Origin of the sequence: Catenulispora yoronensis (assembly GCF_039531695.1) — a bacterium.
In the GTDB taxonomy this organism is placed as follows: Bacteria; Actinomycetota; Actinomycetes; order Streptomycetales; family Catenulisporaceae; genus Catenulispora; species Catenulispora yoronensis.
The window spans coordinates 17506-33232 of sequence record NZ_BAAAQN010000079.1; the positions used below are offsets into that span (position 1 = coordinate 17506).

A 15727-nucleotide genomic window follows, 5' to 3' on the forward strand; every position below is an offset into this window, starting at 1 on the left:
CGGCGTCTCGCCGCGGACCTGTCAACGGCTACCCGGTGACCCACGTCGGCCCGGGTATCAGGCGTCGCGCCGCTCCAGCACCCACCCGGCCAGGATCAGCAGCACGGCTGTCCACAAGCAGAAGACCCCGTAGCCCTGCCACGGCGACAGCAAGTCCTTGGGCCCCTGCACCGACTGCCCCACGAGCTGTCCGGCCTCGGTCGGCAGGTAGGCGTGGATGTGCTTGCCGACCGATCCCGGCAGCAGCTGCGCCAGCGGCGCCAGCACCAGCACGAAGGCGATGACGCCGGTGATGGCGCCGGCGGTGTGCCGGATCAGGGTCCCGACGGCCATCGCGAACAGCCCGAGCATCATCAGGTACAGCCCGGTGCCCACCAGTGCGCGCAGCACCCCGGGGTCGCTGATGGCGACCTTGACCTTGCTGTGCAGGATCGGCGCCCCGATGCCGAACGCGCCGAAGGAGACGATCTCGCCGATGACGAACGTCACCACGGCGAAGACCAGTCCCTTGGCCGCCAGGACGGGGTAGCGCTTCGGCACGGCCAGCAGCGAGGCGCGGATCATGCCGGTGCTGTACTCGGAGGTGATGATCATCGTGCCCAGCACGCAGATCGCCAGCTGGCCCAGGCCCAGTCCGGTGCCGAGGATGCTGCCGACCGGGTCCCGCAGGTAGGCCGCGCGCCGGTCGGCGTCGAGCGTGTCCCAGCCGTGCACGGTCAGCGAGGTGATCAGCAGGACCAGGCCCAGGGTGACCACGACGAAGATGAGCAGCGAGTACACCGTCGAGCGGACGCTGCGGAACTTCGTCCACTCCATCGCCAGCAGCCGCGGGAAGGCCGAGGCGCCGGAAGGGCCGCTGCCGCCGCCGGTGGCGAGGCCGCCGGCGGTCGGGGCGGGGGTCGTCGGGGCGATCGGAGTGGTCGGGGTGGTCGAGGCGGTCGTGGTGCCGTCGCCGGTCATTCTGCGGCCTCGCTCTCGCTGGCGGGCGGTGCGGAGGGTGCGGAGGGTGGGGAGGACGCCGAGGGGGGTGCCGGGGGTGCGGAAGGCGCCGCGGCGGCGGCTTCGGCGGCGCTGCCGCCACCGACGCCCGCACCGATACCGACGCCCGCACCGACACTGACACCCGAACCGACGCCGACACCCGCACCGATACCGGCGTCCGCACCGACACTGTCCGGACCGGCCCCGGCCGGCGGACCGCCCGCGGCGTCAGGACCCGTGTGGTACTCGACCGAGTCGCGCGTCATCTCCATGAAGGCTTCTTCCAGCGAGGCCCGCTGCGGCGTCAGCTCGTGCAGCACCACCCGGGCCGCCGAGGCCTTCTCGCCGATCTCCGCGGCCGTCATGCCCCGCACGACGAGCGCGCCGTCGTCCTTCGTCACCACGGTGACCGCGCCGGTGTCGGACCCGTTCGGGCGCTCCAGCTCCTTGACCAGCTGTGCCGGCTGCGGCGTGCGGACCAGGACCGACTGGTCGGAGGAGCGCGCGATGAAGGCGTCCACCGACTCGTCGGCGATCAGGGTGCCGCGGCCGATCACGATCAGGTGGTCGGCGGTCTGCGCCATCTCGCTCATCAGGTGGCTGGAGACGAAGATGGTCTTGCCCGCGCCGGCCAGCGACTTCATCAGGTTCCTGATCCACAGGACGCCCTCCGGGTCCAGGCCGTTCACCGGCTCGTCCAGGATCAGCACCTGCGGATCGCCGAGCAGCGCGGCGGCGATGCCCAGCCGCTGGCCCATGCCCAGCGAGAAGCCGCCGGCCCGCTTGCGGGCCACCTCGGTCAGGCCGACCAGGGCCAGCACCTCGTCGACGCGGCGGCGCGGCAGTCCCTGGCTCTGCGCCAGGCACCACAGGTGGTTGTAGGCCGAGCGGCCGGTGTGGACGGCCCGCGCCTCCAGCAGCGCGCCGACCTTCCGCAGCGGCTCGCGCAGCGCCGGGTAGGGGACGCCGCCGATGGTCGCGGTGCCCGAGTTCGGCCGGTCCAGACCCAGGATCAGGCGCATCGTGGTGGATTTGCCGGCCCCGTTGGGCCCGAGGAACCCGGTGATCCGGCCGGGCTGGACCGCGAACGTCAAATGGTCGACGGCGGTCTTGTCCCCATAACGTTTGGACAAGTCGTGCACTTCGATCACGGCAGCCCCCAGTCGACAGCGTGAGACGGAGCCGGCGTCCCGGCCCCGTCCCAGCTTACTGAAAAGGCCCGATCAGGCGTCCTTGTTGCGCATCACGATCGCGCCCAGGACGATCGCCGCCACGGCATAGCCGGCGAAGACCGCGAATCCGGTCCACGGGGCCAGCATGTCGTCGGTCGGCTGGGTGGTGATGATCTGCATCCCGGCGTTGAACGGCACCCACTTCGCGATGTCGGTGCGCCAGCTGCTGGGCAGGAACGCGACCAGGATCCACAGCACGAACAGCAGCCCGACGGCCGTGGTGATGGCGCCGGCGGTGTGCCGCAGGACCGCGCCGAGCCCGAACGCGAGCAGCGCGCTGACCGCCAGGTACAGGCCGCCGCCGTAGACCGCGCGCAGGGTGTCGCCGTCGGACAGGCTCATGTGGATGTCGTGGCCGGAGTAGATCGCCGAGGCGATCACGAACGAGCTGAACGAGCAGATCAGCCCGACGGCCAGCGACACCAGCGTCACGATCAGGGTCTTGGCCCAGAACAGCGTGGCCCGGCGGGGCTGGCTGGTCAGCGAGGTGCGGATCATGCCGGTGCTGTACTCGGCGGTGATCGCCATGGCGCCGAAGACCACGATCACCAGCTGGCCGAGGAACAGGCCGGACATGGCGTGCGCGGGCCAGTCGCCGTCGACGCGGTCGCCGGGGCTGATGTGCTGCACCGCGCCGAAGGCGAACAGCGCGCCGAGGCCGATGGTGATGGCCATGGTGACCAGCAGCGTCCAGAAGGTGGAGCGGACGCTGCGGATCTTGGTCCACTCGGAGTGGAGCGCGGCGCCGAAACTGGCCTTGGCGTTCGGGAACGGGTTGGGACCGAGGTTCTGGTGCGGGTTCTGGTGCGGGTTCTGGCTCGGGACCGGGCTCGGCGGCCCGAAGCCCTGGTTCGGGGCCGGGAATCCGGGCCCGGGCTGGGGTGCCGGGAAGCCCGGCTGCGGTGCCGGGAAGCCGTACGGCTGCGGCTGTGGCTGCGCCGGTGGGCCGGCGTACGGGTTCGGGGGAGCGGGCGCCGGGGCCGGGGCCGGGTAGCCGGCGGCGGGCACGGCGGAGCCGGGCTGCGGCGCGGGAAAGCCCTGCGGCGGTGCCGACGAGTAGTCGGCCGGCGGTCCGTATCCCGGGGTCTGCGCGGACTGCGGTACAGGCGTCCGGGGCTGCTGCGGGACCTGGCCCGCCGGCGCGGCGTAACCGTGGTTCGGCGGCCCCTGCTGGCTGCTCTGCTGGCTGTTTGGCTGGCTGCCCGGCTGGCCGGACGGCGGAACGAAGCCGGGGGTGGGCTGCCCGGTGGGCGTGGGCGTGCTCATCTCAGCGGGCTCCGATCATCTGGCCGGGGGCGTAAGGGTTCTGCGGTGGGACGGGGCCGCCCGGGCCACCCGGTCCGTTCGGGCCGGCGCCGACGGCGACGGCCCGGTACTCGACCTGGTCGCGCGTCATCTCCATGAACGCCTCTTCCAGGGAGCCCTGGTGCGGGGCCAGCTCGTGCACGCGGATCTGGTGGTCGAAGGCGAGGTCGCCGATCTGCTGCGGCGTGGCGCCGCGCACCGTGATCAGCCCGGTCTCGTCGTTGGAGACGCGGGCGCCCTTGCCGGCCAGCAGCTGGAGCAGCTTCATGGTCTCCGGGGTGCGGACCGTCACGGTCTGCTCGGAGTTGCGCGCGATGAAGTCCTTGACCGAGCAGTCGGCCTGGAGCCGGCCCCGGCCGATGACGATCAGGTGGTCGGCGGTGTGCTCCATCTCCGACATCAGGTGGCTGGAGACGAACACCGTGCGCCCCTCGCCGGCCAGTCGGCGCATGAACTCGCGGATCCAGCGGATGCCGTCCGGGTCCAGGCCGTTCACCGGCTCGTCGAACATCAGGACCCTGGGATCGCCGAGCAGCGCGGCGGCGATGCCCAGGCGCTGGCCCATGCCCAGGGAGAAGCCGCCGGAGCGCTTCTTGGCGACCTGGGTCAGGCCGGTCAGCTCCAGCACCTCGCCGACCCGCCGGGCCGGGAGGCGGTTGGACTGCGCGAGCGCGAGCAGGTGATTGTAGGCGGTGCGTCCCCCGTGGATGGCCTTGGCGTCCAGCAGCGCTCCCACTTCGCGCATCGGCGCCACGGCTTTGACGTACGGGCGGCCGTTCACGGTGACGGTGCCGGAGGTCGGGGCGTCCAGCCCCAGGATCATCCGCATCGTGGTGGACTTGCCGGCGCCGTTCGGGCCGAGGAAGCCGGTCACCATCCCCGGGCGTACGGTGAAAGTCAAGCCGTCCACGGCTTTCTTGTCGCCGTACTGCTTGGTGAGCCCTATCGCTTCGATCATGGGGAGACGGTACCGGGATCGGCGCCGGTGCGTCCTCCGTCTCAGGTTTTCAGCGGGCCCCATACCGAAGTAGGGGGTGGCGGAGCGGCAGTGCTCCGAGGTGATCGCGGCGAGGTACCGTGGAGGGCGATGAGCACCGAGATTCGAGCTTCGACGATCCTGCCGGCGCGGCGGCGTCCGGTGACGCTGACCACCGCCGACGGCCTGGATCTGGTCGGCGAGCTGGCGCTGCCCCCGGACGGACGGACGCCGGCCGGGACGCTGGTCACGCTGCACCCGCTGCCCACGCACGGCGGGTTCATGGACAGCCACGTCTACCGCAAGGCCGCGTGGCGCCTGCCGGCGCTGGCGGACCTGGCGGTGCTGCGCTTCAACACCCGGGGCACCGAGTCGCCGGCCGGGCGGAGCCAGGGCGCGTTCGACAACGCCGTGGGGGAGCGGTTCGACGTCCAGGCGGCGATCGAGTTCGCAGAGTTCGAGGATCTGCCGAACCGGTGGCTGGTCGGCTGGTCGTTCGGGACCGACCTGGCGCTGATGCACGGGGCCGATCCCTCGATCGAGGGCCTGATCCTGCTCTCGCCGCCGTTGCGCTACTCGGCTCCCGAGGATCTGGACCGCTGGGCGGCCACCGGGAAGCCGGTGCTGGTGCTGGTGCCCGAGTTCGACGACTACCTGCGGCCGGAGGAGGCGCGCGAGCGGTTCGCGCGGATTCCGCAGGCCGAGGTGATCGGGGTCGACGGGGCCAAGCACCTGTGGGTGGGGGAGAAGTACGTGCAGCGCGCCCACAACGAGATCGTCAAGCGGGTGAACCCGCGGGCGTATCCGCTGCCGACGACGTGGGACGGCGAGTACGAGACCTTCACGGAGTAATTCGGTTGGCCGGGGCGGGAGCCCCGGCGAGGATCGGAGTATGGACACTCCGAAGGAAACCCGATTCCGTCAGCCCGCCGACCGCGGTTCGGGCAGCGACGACCCGCAGATCGCCCAGCTCTACAGCCATGGCCGCCTGGTGCAGATGCCGACGATGCGCGGGCGCAGCCAGGACTTGCGCGAGCGGCTGCTGAAACATATCGCCACCCGGGCCTTCGAGCCCGGGCGCACGTACTCCGAGCCGGAGGTCAACGCGGCGTTGATGAGCGTCTTCGACGACTACGTGGCGCTGCGCCGGTATCTGGTCGAGACCCGGAACCTTACGCGGGATCGGGCTGGACGGGAGTACCGGCTTCCGGCGTAGGAAGCGGCGTGGAGAGTGGCGCGGGTGGTGGTGGTGCGGGCGTCGCCGTCGGTGGCGGCGGCTCGGCGTCGGGATCGCGGTCCTGCGCCGGCATGACGACCTGGCGCACGATCACCATCAGGCCGGCCGTGAGCGGGATGAACAACAGCGCGCCGCTCACGCCGAGCAGCGCGTAGCCGGCCAGCGCCGCTATCACCGCCACCGCCGGCGGCAGGTCCACGGTGCGGCTCATCACGCGCGGATACACCAGGTAGTTCTCCAGCTGCTGGTACAGCACGAAGAAGATCAGGGCCGCGAGGGCCTTGAACGGGCTGTCCAGCAGCAGGATCACCGTGCAGGCCACGAACGCGCCGAAGGTGGCCCCGATGATCGGGATCAGGTCGGTCAGGCCGACCAGCAGCGCCAGCGGCAGCGCGAAGTTGATCTTCATGATCGCCATCGCGATCCAGCTGGCGATGGTGGCGCAGGTGGACACCACCAGGGCGCCGGAGACGTAGCCGCCGACCCGGTTCAGCACCCGCTCGGTCAGGTCCGCCGCGCGCTCCCGCCGCGAGCGCGGCACCAGCTTCAGGCCGCCGGAGACCAGGTTCGGCAGCGAGCCCAGGAAGTACAGGGTCATCATCAGGATGGTGAAGGCCTTGAAGACGCTGGTGAGCACCGCCTTGCCGAAGCCGAAGGCGCCGCCGGCCAGGGTCTTGGTGGTGTCGGCGTCGGCGAACCACTTCTGGGCCTTGTCGATCAGGTGGTACTTCTTGTCCCAGCGCTGGATCGTCGAGTTCTCCTGCAACTTGCGCAGGCCGTCGGGAACGCCGTTGTGGACCAGCGACGCGGTCTGCTCGGTCAGCGGCTTGGCGATCACGATGATGAAGCCGGCGAACAACGCCAGCGCGGCCAGGGCCACGACCGTCACCGCCCACCGGCGCGGGAAGCCGCGCGCGATCAGCATCTCCACGAACGGATTCAGGCCCGCCGCCAGTACCAGGGCCATGGTCACCAGGACGATGATGTCGATGACGTTGGTCAGCGTGCGGCCCAGATAGTACGCCGCCAGCACCCCGAAGCCGCCCACCAGCCCTATGGCGAACGGCGGCGTCCGAGTGAGCGCCGGCTTGGCCGCCTGCTCGTGGCGGGCGGGGTCGGTGCTGGCCTGGTCGGCGGTCATGGGGGCGAGTCTAGTTGAGGTGGGTGTCTGTGGGGCCGACGGCCGATCGCGCCCGCCGGGCAACTCAATCCTTCCGAGCGCGGGTCTGCATGAGCGAAGGAGGTGCCGATGAAGGCTGAGGACGAGGCCGAGTTCCGGCAGTTCGTGGCGGGCCGGTGGACGCGGCTGGTGCACGCCGCGGTGCTGCTGACCGGTGATCGCGGACATGCCGAGGATCTGGCCCAGGCAGCCCTGGTGCGGGTGTTCAGCTCGTGGTCCCGGGTGCGGGCCGCGCACGACATGGACGCCTACACCATGCGGATCCTGATCAACCAGAACAAGAACCGCTTCCGCAAGCGGCGGGTCGACGAGGACCTGACCGACGCCCCGCCGGACCGCGGGAGCGAGGACCCCACGGCGCACCTGGAACAGCGCGCGTTGCTGTGGGCGGCGTTGGCCGCGCTGCCGAAACGGCAGCGGGAGGTGGTGGTGCTGCGCTACTGGGAGGACTACAGCGAAGCGCAGACCGCGGCGATTCTCGGGTGTTCGGTCGGGACCGTGAAAAGCCAGGCCGCGAAGGCGTTGGCCAAGCTGCGGACGCACACGGTCGCCCTGGCGGCGAAATGACTTCTCTTCCGAATGAGGTGACCATGGACGAGGAATTCGACGGCTCCGCGCTGCGCGAACTGTTGGAACCGATGACGGCTGCGACGGCTGGGACGGCCGGGACTGCTCTGCCGCCGACCGACGCCATCGTCGCGGCCGGCACCCGCCGGGTGCGGGCGCGGCGGAGCGGTGTGGCCGGCGGTGCGCTGGCGGTCGTGGCGGCGGTGCCGGTGGCCGCGTTGGCGTTCGCCTCCGGGCCCGGCGGAGCGCCGGCGGCGTCGGGCGGGGCGGTGAAGCCGGTGGTGGCGACGGTGTCCTCGGCGGCGGCGCCGTCGACCGAACCGTCCGCCAAATCGTCGACCACGCCGTCGATCGAGCCGTCGACCACGCCGTCGACCAAACCGCCGATCACGCCGTCGACGGCTCAGAACTATCCGGTCGGTCCCCTGCCGACCGCGCCGAAGCTGCTGTTCGAGGGGGACCTCGGCGGCAAGCACTGGACCGTCTCGGCCGTCCCCGGCCGCGGCGACAACGCACTGACCGAGAACTCGCGGTGCCTGAACGTGATGATCACGGATGGTGGCCACGTCACCGCCGACAGCGCCGCCAACCGTACCGGGCTGTACTGCGAAGGCAGCCGGCCGGACACCACCTTTGTCAGTGATCTGACACAGGGGGTGCCGGGCGGCTCCGGATTCCTGGTGGTCGGCACCGCCCGGGCGCGGGTCGCCAAGATCGTCGCGCATCTCCAGGGCGTCGCGGCCCCGGTCACCGTCACCACGGTGCCGGCCCCCGGCGTCGACCGGAGCATCTACGTCCTGCCGGTGGCGGCCGGCACCGTCCCCGACATCGACTTCGACCTGTACGACGCGAGCGGCCGGAAGATCGGCAGCGCCGACAACCACTCGATGCCGCCGAACCTGCCCTCGAACCAGGACTCGTGACCTGACCGTCCGGCCGGTGTCGGCCGAACACGCCGAACGCCCCGTTCCCTTCGCGACGAAGGGAACGGGGCGTTCGCAGTGACACCTGGCGCCGGGGCCGCCAGTGGCAGTGGCCGCGTCCGCGGCGTTACCGCTGGGCCGGGATCGACGCCTCGTCTTCCTTCTCCAGCTCGTCCTCGGCCTGGTCCAGCGCCGCCAGCGCGTTCATGTTCACCGCGCCGCCGGTCAGCGTGGCCAGCATCTCGCGCACGTTGTGCAGCTGCGCGTTGATGCTGTCGCGACGGTGGGTGAGCGCCGCCAGCTCGCGCTCGGCCTCGCTGCGGATCCGGTCGGTCTTGCTGCGCGCGTCGGCGATGATGTCGTCGGCCTGGCGCTGCGCGGTCTCGATCGTCGAGCGGGCGCGGCGCTCGGCGTCGGTGCGCATCTTCTCGGCCTCCAGGCGCAGCTGCTCGGCCCGGTTCTCGATCTCGGCCAGCCGCTTCTCGGCCTTGGCCTGGCGCGCGGCCAGGTCGCGCTCGGACTGCTCGCGGCGCTTGGCCAGCTTGGTCTCGAAGTCGGTGGCGGCCGCCGCGGCCTTGGCCCGGGTCTCCTCGAACAGCGCCTCGGCCTCTTCGCGCTTGGTCGCCGCGTCCTTGGCGGCGGTGGCGCGGACCTGGTTGGCGTCGTCCTTGGCCTTCTCGACGATCCGCAGCGCCTCCTCGTCCGCCTTGGCCTTGCGGTCCTTGGCGTACTGCTCGGCGTCGGTACGGACCTTCATCGCGGCCTGGTCGGCCAGCTCCCGGTGCGCGTCGGCGGCCCGGCGGGCCTCTTCGCGCAGGTCCTTGGCCTCCTCCTCGGCCAGGCGCAGGATCTTCTCCACCCGCGCACCCAGACCCGCGTAGCTCGGCTCGCTGTCGGCGAGCTGCGCCTGCACCGTCTGGTTCTCCAGGTGGAGTTCCTCGATGCGCTTCTCCAGGGATCCCGAGCGCGAATGTGCCGCGTCGCGCTCGGCGATCAGCTTGGTGATTCGGTCGTTGACCTGAACCGGGTCGTACCCGCGTCGCACCTGCTCGAAGCCGTGCGGCGAATGCATGTCGCTCATGAGATCCCTGTCGCGATTCACTGGCCCGCAGGGGCCGGGGGGTGAGTGAACAATCTACAAGTGGCGGTGAAGGTGTACCGGAAGCCGGTGAGGGTGTAGGGGAATCCTGGCACGAATCCGGCTGTGGTTCGACCGGCTGTGGCCGAATCGAAGCCGGGGATCGGAGGAACTCCGCCCTATCGAGTGGCGCGAGTTGATCATGACTTTACGGGCCGTGCACACGCACCACCAGCACCGCGAGCCTTCGCGGCGGGTTGGGGACGGGCAACCGGGCCGGAACCTCCATCAGTCCTCGGACGGCGGTCCGACCGGTACCGACACCGACGTGGCCAGCGCGTCGAGCACGCCGTGCACGCGCGCCATCTCCGCCTTGATCTCCTGCTTGCGCACTTCGATCTCCTCGACCTCGCGCTTGGCGTCGGCGCGCATCCGGTCGGTCTCCTCCTTGGCCTTGGCCACCAGCTGCTCGGCCAGTTCCCGGGCCTCGGCCACGGTTTCGGCGGCCTGCTTGCGCCCGCTCGCGACCGTGCTCTCGGCCTCGGAGTTGGCCCGCTCCCGGGTCTCCAGCGCCTTGGCGTCGGCGGCTTCCAGCACGCCGTCGGCGGTCCGCCTTATCCGGTCCACATCCGCGCGGGCCGCCGTGGTGGCGCGCTCGGCGTCGTTCTGCGCGGTGGTGGTGAGCCGCTGCGACTCCTCGCGGGCGCCCGCCATCAACCGGTCGGCCTCGGCCTCGGAGGTGGCGCGCAGCTTCGCGGCCTCCTGCCGGGCCACCGCCACCAGCTTGTCCGCGTCCCGGCCGGCGGTCTCCAGCTTGCGGCCGGCCTCCTCGCGGGCCTCGGCCCGGATCCGGTCGGCGTCCAGCCGGGCCGCCTCGGCCGTGGCCGCCGACTCGTGGTGGATCCGCTCGGACTCGGACTTGGCCGCTGTGACCATCGTCTCGCTCTTGGTCCGGGCCTCGGCCAGCGCGGCCTCGGCCTCGGCCCGCATCGCCGAGGCGTCCCGGCGGGCTTCGGAGCGCACGGTCGCCGACTCCTCGGCGGCCTCCACCCCGAGCATCGCCGCGGCGGTCTCGGCCTCGCCGCGGATCCGCTCGGCGTCGGCGAGCTGCCGGTCGGCGGCGGCCTGCGCCTCGTCCACGATCCCGGCGACCTCGGCGCGCACGGCGGCGGCATAGCGCTCGCCCTCCTCGCCGATCCGCCGGGCCTCGCGCTCGGCCGCGGCGATCGCCTCGGCGCCGGCGTCCTCGGCGGCCTGCCGGGTCTGCGCGCCGTAGGAGTCGGCCTCGGCCCTGGTGACCTGGCCGGCCCGGTCGGCGTCGGCCTTGGCCTGTGCCGCGTACGCCTCCACCTCGGCCCGGGTGGCGGTCGCGTAGTCGTCGGCGGCGGTGCGGACGGCCGCGGCCTGCCGCTCGGCGTCCGCCCGCGCCTTCTCGGCCAGCCGCTCGGAGTCGGCCTTGGTCTTGGCCGCGTACACCTCGGCCTCGGCGCGCAGGCCGTTGGCGTGCCGCTCGGCGTCGGACCGGGTGGTCTCGGCGGCGCGCTCGGCGTCCGCCTTCGCCTTGATGACGTAGGTGTCCGCCTCGGCCCGCGCGCTGTTGGAGTACACCTCGGCGTCGGCCCGGGACTGCGCCGAGTACTTGTCGGCGCCCTGCCGGGTCTGCTGCGAGTACGTGTCGGCGTCCGCCCGGACCTTGCCGGCCTCGGCGTCGGTCTCGGCGCGGGTCTGGGTGGCGTAGGAATCGGCGTCCCGCCGCATCGAGCGCGAGTACTCGTCGCTGTCCGCGCGCAGCTTGTCGGCCTCGGCGCGGGCGCTGGCCCGGGTGGTCTCGGAGTAGCCGTCGGCGTCGGTGCGGGTGTTGGCCGCGTAGGTGTCGGCCTCGCGGACCGTGTGCTGCGCGTAGGCGTCGGCCTCGGCGTGCAGGTTCTGCGCGTAGCCGTCGGCCTCGGTGCGCACACCCTGCGAGTACTTGTCGGCCTCGCCGTGGACGTTCTGGGAGTACTTGTCCGCTTCGCCGCGCGTGCCCTGCGAATAGGCGTCGGCGTCGTTGCGGGTGGTCTGCGAGTAGGCGTCCGCCTCGGTCTGGAGGCCCAGGGCGTAGGCGTCCGCCTCGGTGTGCAGGTTCTGCGCGTAGGACTCCGCCTCGCCGCGGGTGTGCTGCGAGTAGGCGTCGGCCTCGGCGTGCACGTTCACCGCGTAGGTCTCGGCGTCCGCCCGCGCCTGCGCGGTCTCGGCCTCGGTGACCGCCTGCAGCTCGTCGATCCGGGCCTGCGCCTTCTCGCGCAGCCGCCCGATCTCCTCGCGCGCGGCGTTCTGCATCGCCTCGACACCGGCCTCGGTGTCCACCCGCAGCTGCTCCGCGGCCGTGTGCGCGTCCTCGTGCGCCTGCTGGGCCGCGGCGTGCAACTCCCCGGCCTGCGCGTGCAGCGCCTCGACCTGGCCGCGCAGCGGCGCCACGTCCTCCTCGGCGGCCCGCCGGGTGGTGTCGGCGTCCGAGTGGCCCTTGGCCAGCAGCTCCTCGACGGTCCGGGCCACCTGCTCCAGGCGCTGCGCGGCCTGCTCCTCGGCCTCGGCCAGGATCCGGCCGGCGTTCCCGGTGACCTGGTCGGCCTCCAGCCGCGCCTCCTGGCGCATCCGGGCCGCGTCGTTCGCCGCCTCGGCCCGGGCCTGCTGGGCGGCCGCGTCGGCCTCGCCCCGCACCCGCATCGCCTCGGCGCTGGTCTCGGCCCGGGTCCGCTCGGCCTGCGCGCCGGACTCCATCAGGATCCGCGAGGCCTCGGCGCGCGCGGCGTTGACCGTGGTCTCGGCCTCCGCCTTGGCGGTGGACCGGATCTGCGCGGCGTGCTCCTGCGCCTGGTGCGCGTGGCTGCCCGCGGCGGTCAGGACCCGCTCGGCCTCGTTGTTGGCCGCGCCCCGGGTCTTCTCGGCCTCGGCGCGCGCCGCGGTCCGCATGTTCTCGGTCTCCATGCGGACGTGCTCGATGGCCTGGGCGGTCTCCATCGCTATCCGGTCGCGGCCGGCCTCGACCTCGGCGCGGGCCGCCTCGATGATCCGGCCGCGGTGCGCCTCGGTGTCCGAGCGCACCTTCTCGGCCCACACCGCCATCTCGTTGACCTGGGCCTCGGCCTGCTGCCGCTTCTCGGTCAGCTCCCGGTCCAGGGACTGGCGGCGGTTGCCGACCTCGGTGTGCCACTCGGCTTCGAGCTCGGCCGAGCGGTGCGCGGCCTCCTCCAGCAGCCGGGCGGTCTTGGCCCGGGACTCGCGCAGCTCCCGCTCGGCGGCGGCGCGCACCTGGTCGGCCTGCAACTGGGCGTTGCGGAGCATCTGCTCCACCTGCACCGAGATGTTGTCGAACCGCGGCTGGGCGGCCAGCCGGCGCTGTTCGTGCAGCTTGGAGCGCAGGACCTCGATCTGGTACCGCAGATCCTCGGTGTCGGTGACGGCCTCGTCGCGGGCGCCGCGGAGCTTCTCGAGCTCCTTCTCCATCTCGGCGAAGGTGGCCTCGACGTCGTGCCGGTCGTAACCGGGGTCGGGCTCGTCCTCCCAGGATTCGCCGGGATACGGCGACCGGGACCGCGGAGGGTAGCCGCCCGATGGCGCGCCGCTGCCGGACCCCCCGCGCCTGGCGTGGGATCCGCGATCGCCGGCACGATCGCCGTAGCGATCCGTGCTGCGTTCGTCGAGCCGCCCTGGTCCCATGACAGTGAATCGTGTCAGATTTCCGGCCGGATGACACCTAGTCGGGCCGGGGAATGAGTTACGGGTTCGGATCGTACCAGGCCGGGGAGCCCCGCCCGCTCAAGTCGGACGGCCCCCCGAATCAGTGCCTTGCGGAGCGCGGGGCGGGCCCGCGGCCCGGCCCGCGCGGCGTGACCGGGATCACACGTTCCGGAACCGGTTGATCGCCGGGAGCAACCGCTCGCGCTTGGCGGCGTCACGCACCCCGAGGCCCTCCTCCGGGGCCAGGCACAGCACGCCGACCTTGCCCTGGTGCAGGTTCCGGTGGACGTCGTGGGCGGCCTGGCCGGTCTCCTCCAGCCGGTAGGAGCGCGACAATGTGGGATGAATCATGCCCTTGTCGATCAGGCGGTTGGCCTCCCAGGCCTCGCGGTAGTTGGCGAAGTGCGAGCCGATGATCCGCTTCAGGTTCATCCACAGATAGCGGTTGTCGTAGCTGTGCATGAAGCCGGAGGTGGAGGCGCATGTCACAATCCGGCCGCCGCGCTTGGCGACGTAGACGCTGGCGCCGAAGGTCTCCCGGCCCGGGTGCTCGAAGACGATGTCGGGGTCCTCGCCGCCGGTCAGTTCGCGGATCCTGGCGCCGAAGCGCTGCCACTCCCTGGGGTCCTGCTCGTCCTCGGTCTTCCAGAAGCGGTAGCCCTCGGCGGCGCGGTCGATGATGAGCTCGGCGCCCATGGCGCGGCAGATCTCCGCCTTGTCCGGGGAGGACACCACGCAGATCGGGATCGCGCCGCCGTTCAGCGCCATCTGCGTCGCGTAGCTGCCCAGGCCGCCGGAGGCGCCCCAGATCAGCACCACGTCGCCCTGCTTCATCGCGGCGCCGTTCTTGGAGACCAGCTGCCGGTAGGCGGTGGAGTTGACCAGGCCCGGGGAGGCGGCCTCCTCCCAGGTGAGGTGCGCCGGCTTGGGCATCAGCTGGTTGGCCTTCACCAGCGCCAGGTGCGCCAGGCCGCCGAAGTTGGTCTCGAAGCCCCAGATCCGCTGCTGCGGGTCCAGCATGGTGTCGTCGTGGCCCTCGGCGTCCTCCAGCTCGACGCTCAGGCAGTGCGCGACCACCTCGTCGCCGGGCTTCCACTTGTTGACGCCCGGGCCGGTGCGCAGCACCACGCCGGCCAGATCCGAGCCGATCACGTGGTAGGGCAGGTCGTGGCGGCGGGTGAGCTCGGAGACCTTGCCGTAGCGCTTCAGGAAGCCGAAGGTGCTGACCGGCTCGAAGATCGAGGTCCAGACCGAGTTGTAGTTGATGGCGCTGGCCATCACCGCGACGATCGCCTCGCCCGGACCCAGCTCCGGCGTCGCCACGTCCTCCACGTGGAGCGAGCGCCGGGGGTCCTTGTCCCGGCCGGCCAGGCCGGCGAACATCTCCGCCTCGTCGGCGTGCACGGTGACCGCGCGGTAGGAGGACGGGAGCTTCAGGTGCGCGAAGTCCGCGGCCGGGGTGTCCCCGGCCTGGATCGCCGCGAGGATCTGCACCGTTTCAAAAGGCATCGCTGTCTCGTGCTGCATCGTCGGCCTCCAAGGGTCGGCGGTGTCGAGGGCCTTGGCTTGCCGTCTGTGAGGGCAGTACGGCTGCCGGCCCTGGGAGTGAGGGAGCGGGAGCTACTCACTGGTAACTATCCCGCTCCGGGCACACCCTGGCTAGGTGGGCCTTGTCACAGATTCCACCGGCCGCCTATCACGTTGCAGCACCTTGACAGGCCGCCCGACGACATCGGAACTCGCAGCTCCGGAAGTCGCGGCTGCGGAGAACGGGATCAGAGAAGACGGGTGTGATAGCGGTGCGCGGTGGTGAAGCCGAGGGAATCGTAGAGAGCGAGTGCGGGGACGTTCTGCTCCTCTACTTCCAAATAGGTGTTCTCCGCACCGTGCTCCGCCGAGAACGCTAGGAGGTCACGCAAAACGATCCGGGCAAGTCCGCGCCGCCGGGCGTGTTCGGAGGTGGCCAGAGCCGCGATCCCGGCATGCCCGGTCGCCTTGTCAATGGCGACGCGACCAACGGAGAGGGCCTCGCCGTTGTCGCCGCGAACAACCGCGAAGGCGATCTCGGCATCGCCGGTCGTCAGGATGGTCTGGAACTCCGGGATGCCGAGGCCGCGCCGATACACGGTGAAGTAGTCCGCGGGGAGTTCTTTAGTGAGCTCCGCTATGCGCGCATCATTCGCGCTGGCGCGCAGGATCTCCAGTGCCGGACGCAGAGGCGCGCTCCTACGGAGAGCCGCGCCTTCGGTTTCCCTATAGCCGAGTGCGGCGATCGCCTGATCCAGGGAACTGCCCTCGACGGTCTGGACCCGGCCGGGCAGTCCTCGTTCTTCGAACCAATGCCGGACGGCGTTCAGGGACTCAGGGAGCGTCATCCCGGAATCCCCTATAGGGAGTGCGCAGTTGGCGCGCGAGGTGTGACCGCCGGCGGCGCGAAGTTCCCATTCACCTATATAGCTGTGTTCTACGTAGCCCCACCCGGTCGCGGCGACAGCTTGAAGATCCATGTGCGGAGGCTAGTAGCGGAC

Annotated in this window: 13 protein-coding genes; 4 read left to right on the forward strand and 9 right to left on the reverse strand. The window is 71.5% G+C overall.

The features are described 5' to 3' along the window. Positions 1 to 57 precede the first annotated feature (57 nt). The 4 genes from ABD481_RS41165 to ABD481_RS41180 all read right to left on the reverse strand — a co-directional run bounded on the left by ABD481_RS41165 (position 58) and on the right by ABD481_RS41180 (position 4476). Positions 58 to 912, reverse strand: coding sequence for an ABC-2 transporter permease (locus ABD481_RS41165; protein ID WP_425559400.1), 855 nt, complete (start codon positions 910 to 912; stop codon positions 58 to 60). Between the two features lie 44 nt (positions 913 to 956). Then, positions 957 to 2132 carry an ABC transporter ATP-binding protein gene (locus tag ABD481_RS41170; protein ID WP_344671340.1) on the reverse strand — a complete coding sequence of 392 codons (1176 nt, stop codon included), beginning with the start codon at positions 2130 to 2132 and terminating at the stop codon, positions 957 to 959. Positions 2133 to 2204: 72 nt separating this feature from the next. Next, positions 2205 to 3479, reverse strand: a complete 1275-nt coding sequence (locus ABD481_RS41175; RefSeq protein WP_344671341.1) for an ABC transporter permease — start codon at positions 3477 to 3479, stop codon at positions 2205 to 2207. Between the two features lies 1 nt (position 3480). Beyond that, positions 3481 to 4476, reverse strand: coding sequence for an ABC transporter ATP-binding protein (locus tag ABD481_RS41180; protein ID WP_344671342.1), 996 nt, complete (start codon positions 4474 to 4476; stop codon positions 3481 to 3483). A 129-nt stretch (positions 4477 to 4605) separates the two neighbouring features. Here ABD481_RS41180 and ABD481_RS41185 point away from each other — a divergent pair, with 129 nt between their 5' ends. Continuing rightward, positions 4606 to 5346: an alpha/beta hydrolase gene (locus tag ABD481_RS41185; protein ID WP_344671343.1), complete on the forward strand. Its 741-nt coding sequence runs from the start codon at positions 4606 to 4608 to the stop codon at positions 5344 to 5346. A 40-nt stretch (positions 5347 to 5386) separates the two neighbouring features. Beyond that, on the forward strand, positions 5387 to 5710 hold the full coding sequence (locus tag ABD481_RS41190) for a DUF2087 domain-containing protein (RefSeq protein ID WP_344671344.1): 324 nt from the start codon (positions 5387 to 5389) through the stop codon (positions 5708 to 5710). Here ABD481_RS41190 and ABD481_RS41195 read toward each other — a convergent pair. After that, positions 5667 to 6872, reverse strand: a complete 1206-nt coding sequence (locus ABD481_RS41195; RefSeq protein ID WP_344671345.1) for an AI-2E family transporter — start codon at positions 6870 to 6872, stop codon at positions 5667 to 5669. The two genes, ABD481_RS41190 and ABD481_RS41195, sit on opposite strands and share 44 nt — an antisense overlap. A 108-nt stretch (positions 6873 to 6980) precedes the next feature. Between ABD481_RS41195 and ABD481_RS41200 the strand changes: the two genes are divergently transcribed. Then, positions 6981 to 7478 (forward strand): SigE family RNA polymerase sigma factor, encoded by a 498-nt coding sequence (locus ABD481_RS41200; protein WP_344671346.1) that lies wholly within the window; start codon positions 6981 to 6983, stop codon positions 7476 to 7478. A gap of 23 nt (positions 7479 to 7501) precedes the next feature. Beyond that, positions 7502 to 8401 carry a hypothetical protein gene (locus ABD481_RS41205; protein ID WP_344671347.1) on the forward strand — a complete coding sequence of 300 codons (900 nt, stop codon included), beginning with the start codon at positions 7502 to 7504 and terminating at the stop codon, positions 8399 to 8401. 127 nt (positions 8402 to 8528) lie between these two features. Here ABD481_RS41205 and ABD481_RS41210 read toward each other — a convergent pair whose 3' ends face one another. The 4 genes from ABD481_RS41210 to ABD481_RS41225 all read right to left on the reverse strand — a co-directional run bounded on the left by ABD481_RS41210 (position 8529) and on the right by ABD481_RS41225 (position 15706). Continuing rightward, positions 8529 to 9482 carry a coiled-coil domain-containing protein gene (locus ABD481_RS41210; protein WP_344671348.1) on the reverse strand — a complete coding sequence of 318 codons (954 nt, stop codon included), beginning with the start codon at positions 9480 to 9482 and terminating at the stop codon, positions 8529 to 8531. Between the two features lie 285 nt (positions 9483 to 9767). After that, positions 9768 to 12965, reverse strand: a complete 3198-nt coding sequence (locus tag ABD481_RS41215) for a hypothetical protein (RefSeq protein ID WP_344671349.1) — start codon at positions 12963 to 12965, stop codon at positions 9768 to 9770. A gap of 393 nt (positions 12966 to 13358) precedes the next feature. Next, positions 13359 to 14726: a crotonyl-CoA carboxylase/reductase gene (ccrA, locus tag ABD481_RS41220; protein ID WP_425559399.1), complete on the reverse strand. Its 1368-nt coding sequence runs from the start codon at positions 14724 to 14726 to the stop codon at positions 13359 to 13361. A gap of 248 nt (positions 14727 to 14974) precedes the next feature. Further along, positions 14975 to 15706 carry a GNAT family N-acetyltransferase gene (locus ABD481_RS41225; protein ID WP_344671350.1) on the reverse strand — a complete coding sequence of 244 codons (732 nt, stop codon included), beginning with the start codon at positions 15704 to 15706 and terminating at the stop codon, positions 14975 to 14977. Positions 15707 to 15727 lie beyond the last annotated feature (21 nt).